Here is a 17,440-nt window from a genome sequence, read left to right as displayed (position 1 = left end):
CTTGGACGCTCAAAAATCCGGGTGGCGTTTTTCGCGGAAGGCGGCGGCGCCTTCGGTGAAGTCGGGCAGGGTGAAGGCGTCGCGGAACAGGGCTAGGGTGGCATCGTCGTCGTCGGCCTGGCCGTCGAGGATGCGGCGGATAATTGCCTTGGCCGATCGGACGCTGTGCTGGGCGTTGGCGGCGATGGCGCGGGCGAGCGTTTTGGCGGCGGCAAGGGGATCGGGCGCGATCTCGTCGACCAAGCCGATCGTCAGCGCCGTCTGCGCATCGTGCAGCGCGCCGGTGAAAAGGATGCGCTTGGCTCGCGCTGGGCCCACCAGATCGACCAGCAATTTCGTGTCGAACAGCGAATAGACGATGCCCAGTTTGGCCGGCGTGATGCCCAGCCGCGCGGCGGGCGCGGCGACGCGCAGGTCGCAGGCGATCGCCATGCCGCAGCCGCCGCCCACGCAATCCCCGTCGATCGCGGCGATCACCGGCTTGTCGGCATGGGCCAGCGCATATTGGGTGGAGCGGATCGCGGCCTGATTGGCGATGCGCCAGTCGGGATCGGCGGCGTAGCGGGCAAATTCGTCGATATCCGCCCCGGCGCAGAACAGGCCGGGCGTGGCGGAGGCGAGGATCAGCACGCGCACTGCATCGTCCGCCATCGCTTGGCCGACGAGGCGCGGCGCATCCTCCCACATCGCCTGCGTCATCGCGTTGCGGCGCGCGGGCCGGTCGATCAGCAGCCGGGCGATCGGCCCGTCGCGCTCCAGCCGCAGCGTCATGCGCGCGCCCTCATCCTGGCCAGCGTTCCAGCAGCGGCACCAACTCGTCGAAATGCGCGATCACCGCGTCCGCCTGCAACTGTTCGACCGGCCCGTCCAGAAAACCGAAGCCGACCGCGATATTGGCGATGCCCGCGTTGCGCGCGCCGGCAATGTCGTTGATCGTGTCGCCCACGAAGATCGCGCGGCCGCCGCCCGCGCGCTCGATCATCGCCCGGATGGGCGCGGGGTCGGGTTTGGACACGCCCACCGTGTCGCCGCTGACGATGGAAGCGAACCGGTCATGCAGGCCGATCTGCTGCATCAAGGGGATGGTGAACCGCTCCGCCTTGTTGGTGCACAGGGCAATCCGCACGCCGCGCGCCGCCAGCGCGTCGAGCGCCTGCACCGCGCCCGGATAGGGCGTCGAATGGATCGCCAGATTGTGCGCATAATGATCCAGCAGGATCGGCAGCAGCGCGCTCAGCATCGCGTCGTCATAACCGCCCGACGCGTCGAGTGCGCGTTGCAGCATCACCCGCGCGCCCTTGCCGACGAAGGGATGAATGTCGGCGGCGGGGAAGGGATCACGGCCGATGGTGCCGATCGCATGGTTGACCGCGGCAGCCAGGTCGCCGCTGGTGTCGATCAACGTGCCGTCGAGGTCAAAGCCGACAATATCGAAGGGGATGCTGTTCATGGCCGCGTTCCATGCCGCGTGCGCGGTGGCAAAGGCAAGGCAAACATGGCACAGAGCGCCCAGCACAGGCCAATCATCGGGAAATCATCGTGACCAGTTCCGCCGCTCGCCCGCTTGCCGTCATCATCCTTGCCGCCGGGCAGGGGACGCGGATGAAATCGTCGCTGCACAAGGTGCTGCACCCGGTCGCCGGGCGGCCGATGCTGCTGCATCTGCTGGCGAGCGCGGCGCAGCTGTCGCCGCAGCGGCAGGTGGTGGTCGTGGGCGCGGGCCGGGACCAGGTGGAGCGTGCGGTCGAAGGCACCGGCGCGGTAATCGCGGTGCAAGATCAACAGCTTGGCACCGGCCATGCCGTCGCGCAGGCGCATGGCGCGCTGGCAGGGTTCGCGGGCGACGTGCTGATCCTCTATGGCGACGTGCCGCTGGTGCGCGCCGACACGATGCGCGCGATGCTGGACCGGCTCAATCGCGGGGACGAACCGCGCGCCGTGGTGCTGGGCTTTCGTCCCGACGATGCGGCGGCCTATGGCCGCATCATCGCCGACGGGCAGGGCATTATCGAAAAAATGGTCGAATATAAGGACGCGGACGATGCCGAGCGCGCCGTGACCTTGTGCAACAGCGGCTTGATGGCGGTGCGATCGACCGACCTGTTCGTCCTGCTCGATGCGATCGGCAATAATAATGCGGCGGGCGAATATTATCTGCCCGACATCGTCATGCTGCCCGGCGGCCAGAGTGCGGTTATCGAAACCGACGCATGGGAAGTGGCGGGCGTCAACAGCCGCGCCGAACTGGCCGGGGTGGAGGCGCTGTGGCAGGCGCGCCGCCGGGCCGATGCGATGCGCGACGGCATAACGCTGGTCGCGCCGGAGACGGTCTTCTTCTCGCACGACACGCAGCTCGGCCGCGATGTGGTGGTCCAGCCCAACGTTGTCTTCGGCCCCGGCGTCACCGTCGCGGACAACGTCACCATCCACGCCTTTTCCCATCTGGAAGGGGCCAGCGTCGACAGCGGCGCGGAAATCGGCCCCTATGCGCGGCTGCGGCCGGGGGCGCAGATTGGGGCAAAGGCCAAGGTCGGCAATTTCGTGGAAATCAAGAAGGCGACGCTGGGCGAAGGGGCCAAGGCCAATCACCTGTCCTATATCGGCGACGCCAGCGTGGGGGCGGGGGCCAATATCGGCGCGGGGACCATCACCTGCAATTATGACGGATATTTCAAATATCGGACGGACATCGGCGCGGGCGCGTTCATCGGCTCCAACAGCGCGCTGGTCGCCCCGGTCAGCATCGGCGCGGGCGCGATCGTCGCGGCGGGCAGCGTCGTGACCCGCCCGGTCGAGCCGGATTCGCTTTGCCTCGTCCGCCCCGAACAGGTCGGCAAGACCGGCTGGGCCGCGCGCTTCCGCGAGAGGATGCAGGCCAGGAAGCAGCGCACATGACCGCGCATTGTCCGTGATCCGCAAATTGTTCCTGGGGCTGGCGGCGCTGCTGGTGCTGGGCGTCGGCTTTGCCCTGTGGCTGATCCACAATGCGCGCGCGATGCCGGTGGTGCGGCGGGCGGAGGTGATATTGCCCTATCCGGCCGGCGCGGCGCAACGGCCCGTCACCGTCGCGCTGCTGACCGACACGCATCTGTCCGGCCCGGATAACAGCCCGCAGCGGATGGCGCGGATCGTCGCGCAGATCAACGCGCTGCGCCCCGACCTTATCCTGCTGGGCGGCGATTATATCGGCGATGACAAGGGCGCGGCCATTTATGACGCGCGCGCCAGCATCGCGCCCTTTGCCGCCCTGCGCGCGCCGATGGGCGTGGTGGCGGTGCTGGGCAATCATGACAGCCGCAGCAAGAAGAACCGCCGGGCCTTGAGCGCGAAAGACTGGCAGGCGGCGTTCCACGCGGTCGGCATCACCCTGTTGCAGGATGGCGCGGTGCGGCGCGGGCCGCTGGCGATCGGCGGGCTGAAGGATATCTACACCCGCAAGCCCGCGATCGACGGCACGCTGGCGGCGATGGCGCGGATCGGCGGCGCGCCCGTCATCCTGTCGCACGGGCCCGACGTTTTTCCGCGCCTGCCCGACACGCCATCACTGACGCTGGTGGGGCACACCCATTGCGGGCAGGTCGCCTTCCCCTTCGCCGGCATCGTCTATGTGCCGTCGAAATATGGCACGCGCTATGCCTGCGGCCGCTACCGCGAGGGTGAGCGGCAGATGATCGTCGCGGCGGGCGTGGGCACCAGCGGCCTGCCTTTCCGCATGCTCGCCCCGCCCGACATCTGGTTCCTCACCATCCGGCCCGCCGCGCGCAAATAGTTGGCTCGCGCTGTTGGCGCAGCGGCGCGGAGCCTTTAATGGCTTGACCATGACTTGCCCTTATAAAGGGGCATCGGGTTCAATCTGGGTCGATCGGGGCTTTTCCTTCATGTGCGGCATCATCGGGATCATCGGCAGGGACGACGTGGCGGAGCGGCTGGTCGATGGTTTGAAGCGCCTGGAATATCGCGGCTATGACAGCGCGGGCGTCGCCACCATCCATGACGGCGCGATCGAACGTCGCCGCGCGGAGGGCAAGCTCAACAATCTGGTGAAGGAACTGGTCGCGGAACCGCTGCCCGGCACCACCGGCATCGCCCATACACGCTGGGCCACCCATGGCGCGCCGACCACCAGCAACGCGCATCCCCATGCGACGGCGCAGGTGGCGCTGGTCCACAATGGCATCATCGAAAATTTCAAGTCGCTGCGCGAGGAACTGGTTGGGCGCGGCCGTCATTTCGACAGCCAGACCGACACCGAAGTCGTCGCCCATCTGGTGAGCGAGCAGGTGGAGCAGGGCGCGTCCCCGACCGACGCCGTGCGGGCGATATTGCCGCGCCTGCACGGCGCTTTCGCGCTCGCCATCGCCTTTCGCGAGCATCCCGACCTGCTGATCGGCGCGCGGCTGGGGTCGCCGCTGGTGGTGGGCTATGGCGACGGGGAAACCTATCTCGGGTCAGACGCGCTGGCGCTTGCGCCACTCACCCAGCGCATCGCCTATCTGGAGGAAGGCGACTGGGTCGTCATCACCCGCGACGGCGCGGATATTTTTGACAAGGACAACAATCCCGTCGATCGCCCCGTCACCATTTCCGGCGTGTCCGGCGCGATGATCGACAAGGGCAATCATCGCCACTTCATGCAGAAGGAAATTTACGAGCAGCCGGTCGTCGTCGCCCAGACGCTGCGATCCTATCTGCGCCGCATGGAAAACCAGATCGCCATGCCCGACATGGATTTTGACCTGGCTCAGGTGAAGCGCATCACCATCGTCGCCTGCGGCACCAGCTTCTATGCGGGTCTGGTCGCCAAATATTGGATCGAAAAATTCGCCCGCGTTCCCGTCGACATCGATGTGGCGAGCGAGTTCCGCTATCGCGAGCCGGTGCTGGAATCGGGCGGCCTTGCCCTGTTCATCAGCCAGTCGGGCGAAACCGCCGACACGCTGGCCGCGCTGCGCCATGCCCGCGCCGAAGGGCAGATCATCGCTGTTGTCGTCAACGTGCCGACCAGTTCGATGGCGCGCGAGGCGGACCTGCTGTTGCCCACCCATGCCGGGCCGGAAATCGGCGTCGCATCGACCAAGGCCTTTACCTGCCAGCTGGCCGTGCTGGCGGCCTTGGCGGCCAATCTGGCACGCGCCAAGGGCAAGCTGACGCCGCAAGAGGAGGCCGACATCGTCTGGCACCTGTCCGAAGCGCCCGCCGCGCTCAACCAGGCCCTGGCCCGCGACGGCCAGATCGAGGCGATGGCGCACCTCATCGCGCCTGCGCGCGACGTCCTGTATCTGGGGCGCGGGCCGGATTATCCGATGGCGCTGGAAGGCGCGCTGAAACTCAAGGAAATCAGCTATATCCACGCCGAAGGCTATGCCGCGGGGGAAATGAAGCATGGCCCGATCGCCCTGATCGACGATGCCGTGCCCGTCATCGTGATCGCGCCGAGCGGGCCACTGTTCGAAAAGACCGTCAGCAACATGGCCGAAGTGCAGGCGCGCGGGGGCAAGGTGGTGCTGATTTCCGATGCGGACGGCATCGCCATCGCCGGCGAAGGCTGCATGGCGACGATCGAAATGCCGCAGGTTCATCCGCTGATCGCGCCGCTGGTCTATGCCGTGCCCGTGCAGCTGCTCGCTTATCATGTCGCCGTCGCCAAGGGCACGGATGTCGACCAGCCCCGCAACCTCGCCAAGTCGGTGACGGTGGAGTGAGCGCGGACCTGTTCGGACAGGATGACGACAGCCGCGCGGCGCGGCCGGAGATGCTGACCGTCAGCTTCGACCATTGGGAGGGGCCGCTCGATCTTCTGCTGACGCTGGCGCGCAACCAGAAGGTCGACCTGCGCGAAATTTCCATTCTCGCCCTGACGCAGCAATATCTTGCCTTCATCGAAGGGGCGCGGCAGCTCAAGCTCGAACTGGCCGCCGATTATCTGGTGATGGCGGCCTGGCTCGCCTATCTCAAATCCTCGCTGTTGTTGCCCCGCGCGGAACAGCCCGACCCCAGCCCGGAAGAACTGGCGCTGCGGCTGCAATTGCGGTTGCAGCGGCTGCACGCGATGCGCGATGCGTCGGCGCGGCTAATGGCGCGCGATCGCATCGGCCGCGACGTGTTCCGCCGCCGCCGGCCCGAAGGGCTGCGCCTTGTCAAGAAGGCGCAGTGGCAGGCCAGCCTCTATGACCTGATCCAGGCCTATGGCCAGATTCGCGCGCGCACGCAGCCGGTGGTGCACACCATCGAAGTGCGCCCGGTCATGACGCTGGACGAGGCGATCCAGCGGGTCGGTGCGCTGGTCGGCGCGGCGCTGGACTGGACCCGGCTGGAGGCATTCCTGCCGGCTGATCTGGACCAGCCCAAGGCGAAGTCGGCGCTCGCGAGCAGCTTTGTCGCGGCGCTGGAACTGGCGCGGCAGGGGCGGCTGGATATCCAGCAGGACGGGATTTTTCAGCCCATCTATCTGCGCGCTGCCGCATCGGGGCATGCCGGGCCATGAAATCAGAACCCGATGATTATATGCGCGCGATAGAAGCGGCCCTGTTCGTCGCCGAAGCGCCGATGACGCCCGCTGAACTCAAACTTCATGTCGGCGATGGCGATATGGCGGCAGCGCTTGAGGGCCTGGCCGACGCCTATGCCGGGCGCGGCATTAATCTGGTCGAGCGCGGTGGTCGCTGGCACTTCCAGACCGCGCCCGACCTTGCCCATATCCTGCGCCGTGAAAAGGACGAGCCGCGCAAATTGTCGCGCGCGGCGATGGAGACGCTGGCGATCATCGCCTATCATGAGCCGGTCAGCCGCGCGGAGATCGAGGCGATCCGCGGGGTTCAGGTGGCCAAGGGCACGCTGGACGTGCTGATGGAAGCGGGCTGGGTGCGGCCGGCCGGTCGCCGCGAAGTGCCGGGACGGCCGCTCATCTATGCGACCAGCGTAGACTTCCTGTCACATTTCGGGCTTAGCAGCCGCCGGGACCTGCCGGGGCTGGAGGATCTGCGCGCCGCCGGGCTGCTGGATCCTGTCGATCTGGCACTGGAGGCTATGGGCGGCCAATCCGTTCTGGAAAATGATGAGGAAGAGGCCTAGTAAGGCCCTCTGACAGGAGTAGATATTATGGGTTCCTTCTCGCTGATGCACTGGGTGATCGTGCTCCTGGTCGTCATGCTGCTGTTCGGCGGCGGCCGTATTTCCGGCCTGATGGGTGACGTTGCCAAGGGCATCAAGAGCTTCAAGAAGGGCATGGCCGACGACGATGACGACGTGACGCCGGCCAAGCCCGCGACCCGGATCGAGGGTCATCGCGTGCCCGAACAGGACGCGCCGAGCGCGACCACCGAAGAAAAGACCAAGGCCTGATCCTTCAACCTCCGGGCCGGTAGTCGCGCATGTTTGGCATCGATTCGACCGAATTTCTGGTGATCGTGATCATTGCGGTGATCGTGATCGGTCCCAAGGACCTGCCGCGCGCGCTCTACAAGGTCGGGCAGATCGTGGGCAAGGCGCAGGGCATGGCTCGCCACTTCCGCACCGGAATCGATGCGATGGTGCGCGAAGTCGAGCTGGAAGAGCTGGAAAAGAAATGGGCCGCGCAGAACAAGCGGATCATGGACGATCATCCGCCCGCGCCGGCTGTGGATGCGCTGCCAGCACCCGATGCCGGGACGGAAGCGGCCGCGTCGGTCGCTGATGGGGCAGGTGATGCAGAAGCGCCGCCCTATGTGGCCGATCCCGCGCCACCCGCGCCCAAGCCGCCCTTCGTCGCCGAATCGCGTCCCGCGCCTGCGGCCGAACCGGCGAGCGATCGCCCGCCCTATGTGGCGCAAGCCCCCGCCAGGGACGACGATGCCATGCCCGCGCACAAGGGCGATGCGGCGGCATGATCAACGATATTGACGACAGCAAGGCGCCCTTGCTCGACCATTTGATCGAGCTGCGTGGTCGGCTGCTCAAATGCGTCTATGCGCTCGCCATCACTGGCGCGATCTGCTTCTATTTTTCCGAGCAATTGTTCGCCATCCTCGTCCACCCGCTCAAGGAAGCCTTTGGCGATGGCGGCGGGCGCCTGGTCTATACCAAGCTCTATGAAGCCTTTTTCGTGCAGGTGAAGATCGCCTTTTTCGGTGCCTTCTGCCTCTCCTTCCCGATCATCGCCAACCAGCTCTGGGCCTTTGTCGCGCCCGGCCTGTACGCGCGCGAGAAAAAGGCGCTGCTGCCCTTCATCCTGGCAACGCCCTTCCTCTTCGCCATGGGCGCCAGCCTCGCCTATTTCGTGGTGATGCCCACCGCCTTCCACTTCTTTCTTGAGTTTCAGGGCGACAGCAGCGGCCTGTCGGTCGAGGCATTGCCCAGCGCGGACGCCTATCTCGGACTTGTCATGCAATTCATCCTCGCCTTTGGCATCAGCTTCCTGATGCCGGTGCTGCTGATGCTGCTCAATCGCGCGGGTTTTGTCTCGCGTGCGCAATTGATCGGCCTGCGCCGCTATATGATCGTCGCCGCCTTCGTGCTGGCTGCCGTGCTCACCCCGCCCGATGTCGTGTCGCAGCTGATGCTCGCTATCCCGCTGCTGCTGCTCTACGAAGTCACGATTATCGCCATCTGGTTCACCGACCGCAAGAAGGCGGATACGGAGGACGCAGAAGAAGCCGCCGCCTGATCAGACCCGGCGGAACGGGTAAGGCGCGGTCGTCCGTTCATAGCTGTGCAGGTCCAGCGCGCGCGTGACCGGCGGCAAGGCCCGGTCCGGGCAGGCGCGGCGTTCGCATAGCGGGCAGCCCGGTCCCACCTCGGTAGCCTCGCCCCGCTCTGCGTCCAGGCCATCGGCGTGAATGATGCGGCCGGCATGTTTGGCTTCGCATCCCAGCGCGATCACGGTTCGCGCGCGCCCACCCGCCGCCCCGCGCGGCAGGCTGGCCGCCAGGGTGACAAACCTTTTGCCCTCCATTGTCTCGATCAGTTGCGCGGCGATTGCCCCGGATGCTGGCGCGTCATGCGCGTCCCAGCGCGGGCAGGTGCCGCCATAGCGGGCGAAGGGCCAGGCCTCGCCATCGAACCGCTTGGCGATCTGCCCGGCCCCGTCGATCTTCGCCATGAAGAAGGGGATGCCGCGCGCACCGGTGCTGTTGAGGCTGGTCAGCCGATGCGCCAGCTGCTCCAGCGACACGCCGAACCGGTCGCACAGCAAGGGCAGGTCGTGCCGGCTCTGCTCGGCCGCTTGGCGGAACCGCTCGTAGGGCATGATGAGCGCGGCGGCGGCATGGTTGGTGAGCGCAATCGTCGTCAGGCGGCGGCTGTCCTCATCCGGCGGCGCGGCGCGCGCCACTTGCGCGGCGATGGCGTCGGCCAGTTCCTGCGCCACCAGATGCCAGGCGGCACCAAACAGGCGGCCGGACGGCGGCAATCGCTCGCTCAGCATCAGGCGACGGCGGTGCATGTCGAAATGGCGCAGCCGACCCGCGATCAGGTCCGCCCGCACCGCCTGCACGCTGATCCCGTGCTGGTCCTTGAGCCGCGCGCGCAACGCCGCCTGAAGCAGCGCCGGGTCCTCGGGCAGGTCCGCCGCAATCGCTTCCGCGCCGGCGTCAATCTCGGCAAAATAATTGCCCGCCCTTGCGATCATCTCGCGCAGCCAGTCGATCGGGGCGATCATCGGCACCCGCTCCGCTGCGCCCGCAAGCGCTTCCCCCGGCACCCGGCGCAGGTCGGTCAGCGCCCGATAGAATCGCGCCACCGCCTCGGTCACGCCCGGATAATTTTCCGCGACTTCCAGCACCTCGTCGCGCGATATGCCGATGTCGCGCACCAGCGCGTCGGACAATATCTCGCCCAATTCGCGCGGCCCGCCATCGGTCGAGGGCGCGGCGAAATCGCGAATGTCGATATCATAGGTATTGGCCAGCCGCAGCATCATCTGCGCCGTCAACGGGCGCTGGTTGCGCTCCAGATGGTTGAGGTAGCTTGGCGACACGCCCAGTTCCTCGGCCATCTGCGTCTGGTTGAGGCCGAGTTCGCGGCGCAGCACCCGCAACTTGGGGCCAAGATAGAGTTTGCGATCGCCCGAGTCTGCCATGCAGTCACTATGTCATGACTTGACAATATGACCAATATGGATTGTGACTTCCGGCCACTCATCGGCCTGTTTCGCGCTCGCGCTCCTGTCTACATCGCTGTCCATGGCCCCGCTGCTTCGGGGTGTCACACAAGGAAACAGGCTCATGCAGGCGCAGACGATCGAACCGACCCACGGCCATCCCCAGCCCGCCCGTTCGCGCGCGGTGTTCAGCCAGGAGGATTTCAGCCTCATCCGCACCGCGATCGCCCATTATCTGCGCGAAGTGCAGGACCAGCCGGAATCGGTCAAATATGCCAATCTCTATCACCGGCTGGGCCGTGTTGCCTGACTTATCGCCACAGGAGAGGGAAGGGCGCGGCGGGCAACCGACCGCGCCCTCAACATTTTTAGAACAGCTGCGTCAGCCCGTAGAACAGCGCGCCGATCGCCGCGGCGGCGGGCAGGGTGACGACCCAGGCGACGACGATGCGCGATGCGATGTTCCAGCGCACGGCCGACAAGCGGCGCGACGCGCCCACCCCGACGATCGCGCCGGTGATGGTATGGGTGGTCGACACCGGAACGCCCAGATGGGTCGCCATGAACAGGGTGATCGCCCCGCCGGTTTCCGCGCAGAAACCCTGCGCCGGCGTCAGGCGCGTGATCTTCGACCCCATGGTGTGGACGATCTTCCACCCGCCGAGCAATGTGCCCAGGCCCATCGCCGCCTGGCAGGACAGGATCACCCAGAAGGGCACATAGAAGGTGCCGCCCAGCATACCCTGCGAATAGAGCAGCACCGCGATGATCCCCATCGTCTTCTGCGCGTCATTGCCGCCATGGCCCAGCGAATAGAGCGAGGCGGACACCAGTTGCAGCTTGCGGAAGACCCGGTCCGCGCCCTGCGGCGTGAAGCGGCGGAATATCCAGCTCACCACCAGCACCAGCATCAGCGCCAGGAACAGGCCGACCGCCGGCGACAGGACGATGGCGACGCTGGTCTTGAACACGCCGCTCCACACCACGGCGGGCAGGCCCGCCTTGGATACGCCCGCGCCCAGCAATCCACCGATCAGCGCATGGCTGGACGAGGACGGAATGCCCAGCCCCCAGGTGATAAGGTTCCAGCTGATCGCCCCCATCAGCGCACCGAAAATCACCTGCGGGTCGATGATGCTGGCGTCGACAATGCCCTTGCCCACCGTGGTCGCGACATGCAGGCCGAAAAAGAGGAAGGCGATGAAGTTGAAGAAGGCCGCCCAGGCGACTGCATATTGCGGCTTGAGAACGCGGGTCGACACGATGGTCGCGATCGAGTTGGCGGCGTCGTGCAGCCCGTTCAGGAAATCGAACAGCAGGGCGACGCCGACCAGCGCGATCAGCAGGGGAAGGGCGATGGGGTCCATGACGGGGGCGCGGGATCAGGCGTGGTCGATGACCAGGCCGGAAATCTCATTGGCGACATCCTCGAACCGGTCGGTCACCTTTTCCAGATGGCTGTAGATTTCCCGGCCGACGATGAAGTCCATCGGATTGCCTTCGCGGGCCTGCGCATAGAGCAGTTTCAGCCCGTCTTCATGCAATATGTCGGCATGGCCTTCCAGCTTGACCAGCCTCTCGGTCAGGTCATGCAGCCGCGCGGCATTGAGGTTGAGCGATCGCAGCAGCGGAATCGCTTCTTCCGTGATGCGCGCGCATTCGACGATCAGCGCGCTCATATCCTGCATCTGCGGCGGAAATGTCGTTACCTCATACAGCGCGACCGCCTTGGCGGTCTGGTTCATCTGGTCGATCGCGTCGTCCATCACACCGATGAGGTCGGTGATCGCGCTCCGGTCAAAGGGGGTGACGAAGATGCGGCGCACATCCTTCAGCACGTCGCGGATGATGTCGTCGGCGACATGCTCCTGATCGGAGATGGTGCGGATATGGGTGGCCATGTCCGGGCCCCCCTGCATCAGCCGGGCGAGCGCGTCCGCGCCCGCGACCAATGTCGTGGCATGATCCTCAAACTGTTCGAAGAAGCGACCCTGCTTGGGCATCAGCGCGTGGAACCAGCGCAATAGACCTGTCCTTTCATTCTGCCGGTCGCGCATAGCGATCAGGATGCGAAAGAACCAGCCCGGATCGGCGGGTGGTTCGCGGAAGCGCGCGATGATCGATTGCAGGTCCGGCTCGTCCACCGCTTTCGCCGCCTCGGCAAGCGGGAACCATCGCAGTTCGCGCTGTCCCTGTTCGGGCCATTGCGGCAGGTGGCGCGTGACGGCGAGGGGGAATACATCGACCATAGCCTCGCGCGATCCGCCCTTGCGGCGGCGCTTGTCATAGCGATAGCGACCGATGCGGGCAGGGCAGGCGATGCCCTGAATCCCCGCTTCCTCGAAAGCCTCCAGTTCGGCGGCGCGATGGCCGGCCAGCCCCTTCATCCGGTTGCCCTTGGGAATCACCCAACGGCCGGTGTCGCGCGAGGTGATGAGCAGGATCTGCATCGACCCGTCGGCGGCGGTCGTATAGGGCAGGGCGGCGATCTGGCGCATTAAACGCATGTAACATAAACGTCATAATGCGCAATCGGCCGGCGGAGCCGGGACGTCTGCCCCGGCTCCCTATGTCAGTGCCTTACAGCGAGAAGCGCGCCGTCACGCGGATGTCGCGGCCGGCCAGCGGCGCGTAATCTTTGAGGAAGCTGGCGTGGCGCCGGGCCTCCACGTCAAAGATATTGTTGGCCGACAGCATCAGCGTGGTGCGGTCATTGCCCGGCAGCGGCTTGAATGACAGCGATGCGTTGACCATCGTATAGCCGTCGGTCGGGGTTTCGAACGTCGTGACCCGGTCCTGATCGAACACATGCTCGACTTCGGCGCGGGCGGACAGCCGATCGCCCTGCGCTTCCAGCCCGCCCAGCAGACGGAGCGGGGGAATGCGCGGCGCGGGGCCATTGCCCTTGATGGTGGCGCGGACATAGTCGGCAACGCCATCGACATTGATCGCATAGCCGCCCAGTTGCGCCAGCTTGACCGACGCTTCGGCCTCGAACCCGTAATAGCGGGCGTCGGCCTGGTTGAAGGCGTAGCAGGGAAATTCCAGATCCTCGCCGCCATTGACCGCCTGGCAGACGCTGTCGGCGGCGACGCTTTCATAGATATAGCCACTGAACCAGTTATGATAGGCCGCCAGGCTGAAGCTGTAGCCTTCGCCCGATCCGCGCAGAGTGCCTTCCAGGCCCCAGCTTTTTTCCTTGCCGAAATCAGGATCGCCCAGTTCGAATGCCTGTGTACCGGCATGATTGCCGCGCGCAAACAATTCTTCGGCCGACGGCGCGCGTTCGCTGCGCGATGCGTTGAGGCCGATGCGCCAGCCGGACATGATCGCCTGGCTGATGCCGATCGAGCCGGACAGCGCATCAAAGCTGCGACGGCGGCCGTCGAAAAACAGCGTATCGTCGGCATCGGCGCTGACATCGGTATGTTCGAAACGCGCGCCGCCCTCCAGCCGGGTGTTGCCCAGGTCCAACGATTGCAGCGTGAAGAAGCCAATCTGGTTGGTTTCATTCTTGGGCAGGAACTTCTCCTCGCCCTCTACCTCGAATCGGCGGGTGAAGAATTGCGCGCCAAACGCGCCGTCCCATCCGCCGCGCTTGGACTGCACGAACTCCAGCCGGCTTTCCATCGACTGGTTGTAGAAGGTCGTGCCGACCTCGCCCGTATCCTCGATTTCCTGATGCTGATAATCGGCATAGCCCGCGCGCAGGCGGATGCTGTCGAGGAAGCCGCCATTGACCGCGACCTCGCCGCGCAGGTCGACGCGATCCTGCTTCATGCGGAGCCGCACTTCCTCCGCTTCGCCATCGGGGTTGAGCGCATAGCGTACCGGCACGCCATAGAAATTGTCGCTATGGGCAAAGGACACGCCCAGATTGCCGCCATCGTCGATATAGGCCGCGCCGCCGGCCACTTCCCAGACGCGCCCCGCGCTGTTGGGCAGCTTGCCTTTGAGGTTCGCAAGGTCGGCAATCTCCGCGTCTCCGCTCGCCGCCGCCTGCGCGCGCAGCGCGGGCGTCAGGATATAGCTGCCGGTGTCGAGATCGCCGGTCTTGCTATAGGTGCCGTCCAGGTGAACCACGAACTTGTCGGCCAGTGGCACTTCGATTTCGCCCGCGCCCGTGCGTTCATTGGCGGCGCTGCCATAGGTGCCGATCGCGTCGATATGCACCGGTTCGTCGGGCACCCGGCGCGGGATGCGGCTGTCGATCACATTGACGACGCCGCCGATCGCCGACGATCCGTAGAGCAGCGCAGAGGGGCCGCGCAGGATTTCGATGCGATCGGCGGTCAGCGGATTGATCGCAACGGCATGGTCGACTGATGTGTTCGACACGTCGAAGCTGCCGATCCCGTCGGTCAGGATGCGCACGCGCTCGCCCTGAAAACCGCGCAGGATGGGGCGCGACGCGCTGGGGCCAAAGGATGTCGCCGACACGCCGGGCTGCCGCGCCAGCGTTTCGCCGATGCTGGGGCGCAGTTCGCGGGTCAGCTTTTCCCCGGTCAGCACGCTGGTGCCAGACAATATGTCGCCCTGACGGCGCGGGATCAGCGCGGTGACGACGATGTCGGCGCGCTGGTCATGATAACTGCCATCCTGCGGCGCATCGGCCGCTGGCGCGCTCTGGGCAAGGCCGGGGATGGAAAGGCACAGCAGCGGGAGAGCGCAACCGGCGCGCAGCATCGAAAGGCGGGACATGCAGGATCAACCCTTTGATTATGGTCTGAAGCCGACCCTCTATCCGGGATGATACATCGTATCAAGTGCATTTGTCGCAAATATGTTGCGGCGCGGCGAAATCGGGCAAAGGCGCTACAGGAACAGATAGTCGGCCAGCGCCTGCGCCGCCGGTTTATTCTCTAGGTGCGGGGCGGTCGCCTGACGGATTTCGATGGCGGGCAGGGGCACATCCAGCGCCAGCCGCCGGATGCCGCTCATCCGGCCCAGGTCACGCGCCAGAGGGCCAAAGGCGGCAAAGCAGCCGACGCCGTCGCGCAGCGCGTCGACGATCTCCAGCATATTATCGCTTTCCAGCGCCGTCATCGGAAAAGAAGCGCGCCCGCGCGCGAGCGCCGCCTCGGCGATGATGCGCATCCCGTTATGACGCTCCATCGCCAGCAGCGGCGTTGCGGCGAGGTCGCTGCGGCCCACCATGTCCGCGCGCGAGAGAGGATGGCCGCTCCCGGCATAGAGGTTGAGCGGCTCGGACCAGCCATAGCGCGACGGGGGCGAGGCAGGGGCCTCGAGCGCGTAGAAATAGGCGATGTCGGCCCGTCCGGCCGCCAGCGCCGCCGCCGCATCGTCCGCGCTATGCATATGCAGGTCGATGCTGATGGCGATATCGTCATTGGCCGCCTCGAACGCGGCGAGCGCATCCTGGAAATGGCCGAAGATCGGCGCCGGCGCGGCCAGCATGATCGCGTCGCGCGGCGGTGCGGATGGCGCCGCCTGCGCCGGCGCAATATCGGTATCCGCTGCATTGACGACGGCTGGCGCGTCGTCGCCGCCCAGTTGCATCATCGCCTGCGCGGTCTTGCGCCCTGCCGGCGTCAGCCGCGCCGCGCCGCCCGGATCGTCGAACAGCCGATAGCCCAGCCGCATCTCCAGCGCCGCGATCCCATCCAGCACCTGCGCCGGCGTCAGGCCCATATCCTCGGCACAGCGCGCCACGCTGCCCGCCGCCGCCATCTGCGCGAAAATGTCGAGTTGGCGCAGGGATGGGCTGCTCATGCGCCGGTGATAGAGGAAATGGCGTCGGTGCGTAAGCGCCATCTTCTCGCGCCCATCGCGTTAAGCCCGCTTGACGAATCCCCCGCGATGATGGCAGGGCGCTCCTCTGCCGGGCGGGTATAGCTCAATGGTAGAGCACTAGCCTTCCAAGCTTGTGATGCGGGTTCGATCCCCGCTACCCGCTCCACGCATTTCCGCGCATCATTCCTCACGCTGCCGGCGGGCCGGAACTGCCGCGTTCGATCAGGGTGAAGGTGAATTCAGGCGTGCCCTGCGCGCCTTGGGCCAGCGCGTCGATGACGGCGCGGCCCATATCTTCCAGCGGCTGGCGCACGGTGGTGAGCGGGGGCCAGGATGTGAGGCTCGCCGATGTATCGTCAAAGCCGGTGACGGACAGATCCTCTGGCACGCGCAATCCGATCCGGTGCGCCAGCGTCAGCACGCCCAGCGCCATGTCGTCATTGGTGGCGAAGATGGCGCTCGGCGGATCGGGAAGCGCCAGCAAGGTTTCGCCCGCCGCGATGCCGGACGCGAAATCGAAGCGACCGGGCACGAATAACGCCTCCTCCGCCGCGATGCCCGCCGCTTCCAGTCCCTCGCGAAAGCCATCCACGCGGCGCAGCGCGGCATGGTGGCTCGGGGGCGGGGTGATGACGCCGATGCGGCGATGGCCAAGCCCGGTCAGATGATCCGCGACCATCCGGCCAGCCGCCTGTTCGGGCGTCGATATGGTGAAGCTGGGCGAGGGCGCGGAACCGGCAATGCGCGCGCAGGGCAGCTGCATCTGCGTCAGCTTGTCGAGCAATGCCTGATCGTCGGCCAGTGGTGGCACCAGCAGCACGCCATCGGGCCGCAGCGCCGCGACCAGCCGGTCGAGCACGTCGAACCGTTCCTCTCCGCCGGGCGACAGCGGTTCGACCACCAGATGATAGCCCAAGTCCCGGCACCGCCACGCCGCGCCCATCTGGATGCGGCTGACATAGCCGGGTGCGGGATTATTATAGAGGAATGCGATCATGAAAGACCGCCCGCCAGCCAGCCGCCGCGCCGACTGATTGGGGCGATATCCCAGCTGCGCGATCGCTGCCTGCACCCGGTCCCGCAACGCGTCGCTGACATTGGGCGCCTTGTTGACAACGCGGGACACCGTCTTGATCGAGACTTTGGCGAGGGCGGCGACGTCGTGAATGCTGGTCATGGGGTCCTGGCTCGTGGCGCGGTGAGGGACTGTCATGCCCCCTTGCCGGCGCGCTTGGCAAGCCATGGCGCGTGGCCCTATGGTGGGGCGATGGGCACTGTCATCAATCTGCGGCAGGCGCGCAAGCGCAAGCAACGCGCCGACAAGGCGGCGCAGGCCGCCGAAAATCGCGCGCGCTTTGGCCGCACAAAGGCCGAGCGCGCAACGCAAGCGAAGGAAGACGATCGACAGAGTGCCGTGTTGAAGGGAGCGTTTCGGGAGTCATCCAAAGACAACGTCGAGTAAATAACTCCGTTTAGATGAATATTGGTTCATTTAACGAAGGCTATTTGGCTGTTTGACTATGAACATCTGTTCAGGATTCTCCGTTCGTCGCGTCGTGATTTCGATTCATCCGTGAAATGACCATGGCACGCAAAGATTCGGGCCGGTGG

General features: G+C 65.8%; 18 protein-coding genes and 1 tRNA gene. 11 read left to right on the top strand and 8 right to left on the bottom strand.

Going from position 1 to position 17,440, the window contains the following annotated elements:
* Positions 1–9: 9 nt before the first annotated feature.
* Positions 10–771, bottom strand: coding sequence for an enoyl-CoA hydratase/isomerase family protein (locus SAB01S_RS11710; RefSeq protein ID WP_062733196.1), 762 nt, complete (start codon positions 769–771; stop codon positions 10–12).
* A 10-nt stretch (positions 772–781) separates the two neighbouring features.
* Positions 782–1,450, bottom strand: coding sequence for an HAD family hydrolase (locus SAB01S_RS11705; protein WP_062733194.1), 669 nt, complete (start codon positions 1,448–1,450; stop codon positions 782–784).
* 152 nt (positions 1,451–1,602) lie between these two features.
* Between SAB01S_RS11705 and glmU the strand changes: the two genes are divergently transcribed.
* The 8 genes from glmU (at position 1,603) to tatC (ending at position 8,641) form a co-directional block, all read left to right on the top strand.
* On the top strand, positions 1,603–2,895 hold the full coding sequence (glmU, locus tag SAB01S_RS11700; protein WP_062733285.1) for a bifunctional UDP-N-acetylglucosamine diphosphorylase/glucosamine-1-phosphate N-acetyltransferase GlmU: 1,293 nt from the start codon (positions 1,603–1,605) through the stop codon (positions 2,893–2,895).
* A 7-nt stretch (positions 2,896–2,902) separates the two neighbouring features.
* Positions 2,903–3,769, top strand: coding sequence for a metallophosphoesterase (locus tag SAB01S_RS11695; protein ID WP_062733192.1), 867 nt, complete (start codon positions 2,903–2,905; stop codon positions 3,767–3,769).
* 109 nt (positions 3,770–3,878) lie between these two features.
* Complete coding sequence (glmS, locus tag SAB01S_RS11690) at positions 3,879–5,702, top strand: glutamine--fructose-6-phosphate transaminase (isomerizing) (RefSeq protein WP_062733190.1); 1,824 nt, start codon at positions 3,879–3,881, stop codon at positions 5,700–5,702.
* A 50-nt stretch (positions 5,703–5,752) separates the two neighbouring features.
* Entirely contained in the window at positions 5,753–6,484 is a 732-nt protein-coding gene (locus SAB01S_RS11685) for a segregation and condensation protein A (RefSeq protein WP_040604035.1), read from the top strand.
* Positions 6,481–7,071 (top strand): SMC-Scp complex subunit ScpB, encoded by a 591-nt coding sequence (scpB, locus tag SAB01S_RS11680; RefSeq protein ID WP_062733188.1) that lies wholly within the window; start codon positions 6,481–6,483, stop codon positions 7,069–7,071. The genes SAB01S_RS11685 and scpB overlap by 4 nt, the downstream gene beginning before the upstream one ends.
* A gap of 27 nt (positions 7,072–7,098) precedes the next feature.
* Positions 7,099–7,341: a twin-arginine translocase TatA/TatE family subunit gene (locus SAB01S_RS11675; RefSeq protein ID WP_021228632.1), complete on the top strand. Its 243-nt coding sequence runs from the start codon at positions 7,099–7,101 to the stop codon at positions 7,339–7,341.
* A 29-nt stretch (positions 7,342–7,370) separates the two neighbouring features.
* Entirely contained in the window at positions 7,371–7,865 is a 495-nt protein-coding gene (locus tag SAB01S_RS11670) for a twin-arginine translocase TatA/TatE family subunit (protein ID WP_062733187.1), read from the top strand.
* Positions 7,862–8,641 carry a twin-arginine translocase subunit TatC gene (gene tatC, locus SAB01S_RS11665; protein ID WP_062733185.1) on the top strand — a complete coding sequence of 260 codons (780 nt, stop codon included), beginning with the start codon at positions 7,862–7,864 and terminating at the stop codon, positions 8,639–8,641. The genes SAB01S_RS11670 and tatC overlap by 4 nt, the downstream gene beginning before the upstream one ends.
* Here tatC and SAB01S_RS11660 read toward each other — a convergent pair whose 3' ends face one another.
* Positions 8,642–10,054, bottom strand: a complete 1,413-nt coding sequence (locus SAB01S_RS11660) for a helix-turn-helix domain-containing protein (protein ID WP_062733183.1) — start codon at positions 10,052–10,054, stop codon at positions 8,642–8,644. It abuts the gene before it with no gap.
* Between the two features lie 145 nt (positions 10,055–10,199).
* Between SAB01S_RS11660 and SAB01S_RS11655 the strand changes: the two genes are divergently transcribed.
* On the top strand, positions 10,200–10,385 hold the full coding sequence (locus SAB01S_RS11655) for a hypothetical protein (protein ID WP_009820985.1): 186 nt from the start codon (positions 10,200–10,202) through the stop codon (positions 10,383–10,385).
* A 58-nt stretch (positions 10,386–10,443) separates the two neighbouring features.
* Here SAB01S_RS11655 and SAB01S_RS11650 read toward each other — a convergent pair whose 3' ends face one another.
* The 4 genes from SAB01S_RS11650 to SAB01S_RS11635 form a co-directional block, all read right to left on the bottom strand.
* Complete coding sequence (locus tag SAB01S_RS11650; protein WP_021228627.1) at positions 10,444–11,442, bottom strand: inorganic phosphate transporter; 999 nt, start codon at positions 11,440–11,442, stop codon at positions 10,444–10,446.
* A 15-nt stretch (positions 11,443–11,457) separates the two neighbouring features.
* Positions 11,458–12,573 (bottom strand): DUF47 family protein, encoded by a 1,116-nt coding sequence (locus tag SAB01S_RS11645; RefSeq protein ID WP_031299231.1) that lies wholly within the window; start codon positions 12,571–12,573, stop codon positions 11,458–11,460.
* An 82-nt stretch (positions 12,574–12,655) separates the two neighbouring features.
* Positions 12,656–14,776 (bottom strand): TonB-dependent receptor, encoded by a 2,121-nt coding sequence (locus tag SAB01S_RS11640; protein WP_062733181.1) that lies wholly within the window; start codon positions 14,774–14,776, stop codon positions 12,656–12,658.
* A 114-nt stretch (positions 14,777–14,890) separates the two neighbouring features.
* Positions 14,891–15,808, bottom strand: a complete 918-nt coding sequence (locus SAB01S_RS11635) for a LysR family transcriptional regulator (RefSeq protein ID WP_062733178.1) — start codon at positions 15,806–15,808, stop codon at positions 14,891–14,893.
* Between the two features lie 113 nt (positions 15,809–15,921).
* Between SAB01S_RS11635 and SAB01S_RS11630 the strand changes: the two genes are divergently transcribed.
* Positions 15,922–15,995, top strand: a tRNA-Gly gene (locus SAB01S_RS11630).
* A gap of 21 nt (positions 15,996–16,016) precedes the next feature.
* On the opposite strand, the gene SAB01S_RS11625 is transcribed toward SAB01S_RS11630, so the two are convergent.
* Positions 16,017–17,006 (bottom strand): LacI family DNA-binding transcriptional regulator, encoded by a 990-nt coding sequence (locus tag SAB01S_RS11625; protein WP_062733176.1) that lies wholly within the window; start codon positions 17,004–17,006, stop codon positions 16,017–16,019.
* A 90-nt stretch (positions 17,007–17,096) separates the two neighbouring features.
* On the opposite strand from SAB01S_RS11625, the gene SAB01S_RS11620 reads away from it, so the two are divergent.
* Positions 17,097–17,291, top strand: a complete 195-nt coding sequence (locus SAB01S_RS11620) for a DUF4169 family protein (protein WP_062733174.1) — start codon at positions 17,097–17,099, stop codon at positions 17,289–17,291.
* Positions 17,292–17,440: the final 149 nt, after the last annotated feature.

This window comes from Sphingobium abikonense NBRC 16140, from assembly GCF_001598335.1.
GTDB classification, from domain to species: Bacteria; Pseudomonadota; Alphaproteobacteria; order Sphingomonadales; family Sphingomonadaceae; genus Sphingobium; species Sphingobium abikonense.
Note: the sequence above shows the minus strand (reverse complement) of the source record. Positions and strands in the feature narration are given on the sequence as shown.

What these genes read in the sequence shown, in the direction of transcription:
- SAB01S_RS11710 (WP_062733196.1), bottom strand. Translation starts at nt 771, where the DNA reads ATGACGCTGCGGCTGGAGCGCGACGGGCCGATCGCCCGGCTGCTGATC.
- SAB01S_RS11670 (WP_062733187.1), top strand. Translation starts at nt 7,371, where the DNA reads ATGTTTGGCATCGATTCGACCGAATTTCTGGTGATCGTGATCATTGCG.
- glmU (WP_062733285.1), top strand. Translation starts at nt 1,603, where the DNA reads ATGAAATCGTCGCTGCACAAGGTGCTGCACCCGGTCGCCGGGCGGCCG.
- SAB01S_RS11625 (WP_062733176.1), bottom strand. Translation starts at nt 17,006, where the DNA reads ATGACCAGCATTCACGACGTCGCCGCCCTCGCCAAAGTCTCGATCAAG.
- SAB01S_RS11685 (WP_040604035.1), top strand. Translation starts at nt 5,753, where the DNA reads ATGCTGACCGTCAGCTTCGACCATTGGGAGGGGCCGCTCGATCTTCTG.
- SAB01S_RS11675 (WP_021228632.1), top strand. Translation starts at nt 7,099, where the DNA reads ATGGGTTCCTTCTCGCTGATGCACTGGGTGATCGTGCTCCTGGTCGTC.
- SAB01S_RS11655 (WP_009820985.1), top strand. Translation starts at nt 10,200, where the DNA reads ATGCAGGCGCAGACGATCGAACCGACCCACGGCCATCCCCAGCCCGCC.
- SAB01S_RS11620 (WP_062733174.1), top strand. Translation starts at nt 17,097, where the DNA reads ATGGGCACTGTCATCAATCTGCGGCAGGCGCGCAAGCGCAAGCAACGC.
- glmS (WP_062733190.1), top strand. Translation starts at nt 3,879, where the DNA reads ATGTGCGGCATCATCGGGATCATCGGCAGGGACGACGTGGCGGAGCGG.
- SAB01S_RS11650 (WP_021228627.1), bottom strand. Translation starts at nt 11,442, where the DNA reads ATGGACCCCATCGCCCTTCCCCTGCTGATCGCGCTGGTCGGCGTCGCC.
- SAB01S_RS11705 (WP_062733194.1), bottom strand. Translation starts at nt 1,450, where the DNA reads ATGAACAGCATCCCCTTCGATATTGTCGGCTTTGACCTCGACGGCACG.
- tatC (WP_062733185.1), top strand. Translation starts at nt 7,862, where the DNA reads ATGATCAACGATATTGACGACAGCAAGGCGCCCTTGCTCGACCATTTG.
- scpB (WP_062733188.1), top strand. Translation starts at nt 6,481, where the DNA reads ATGAAATCAGAACCCGATGATTATATGCGCGCGATAGAAGCGGCCCTG.
- SAB01S_RS11660 (WP_062733183.1), bottom strand. Translation starts at nt 10,054, where the DNA reads ATGGCAGACTCGGGCGATCGCAAACTCTATCTTGGCCCCAAGTTGCGG.
- SAB01S_RS11645 (WP_031299231.1), bottom strand. Translation starts at nt 12,573, where the DNA reads ATGCGCCAGATCGCCGCCCTGCCCTATACGACCGCCGCCGACGGGTCG.
- SAB01S_RS11640 (WP_062733181.1), bottom strand. Translation starts at nt 14,776, where the DNA reads ATGTCCCGCCTTTCGATGCTGCGCGCCGGTTGCGCTCTCCCGCTGCTG.
- SAB01S_RS11635 (WP_062733178.1), bottom strand. Translation starts at nt 15,808, where the DNA reads ATGAGCAGCCCATCCCTGCGCCAACTCGACATTTTCGCGCAGATGGCG.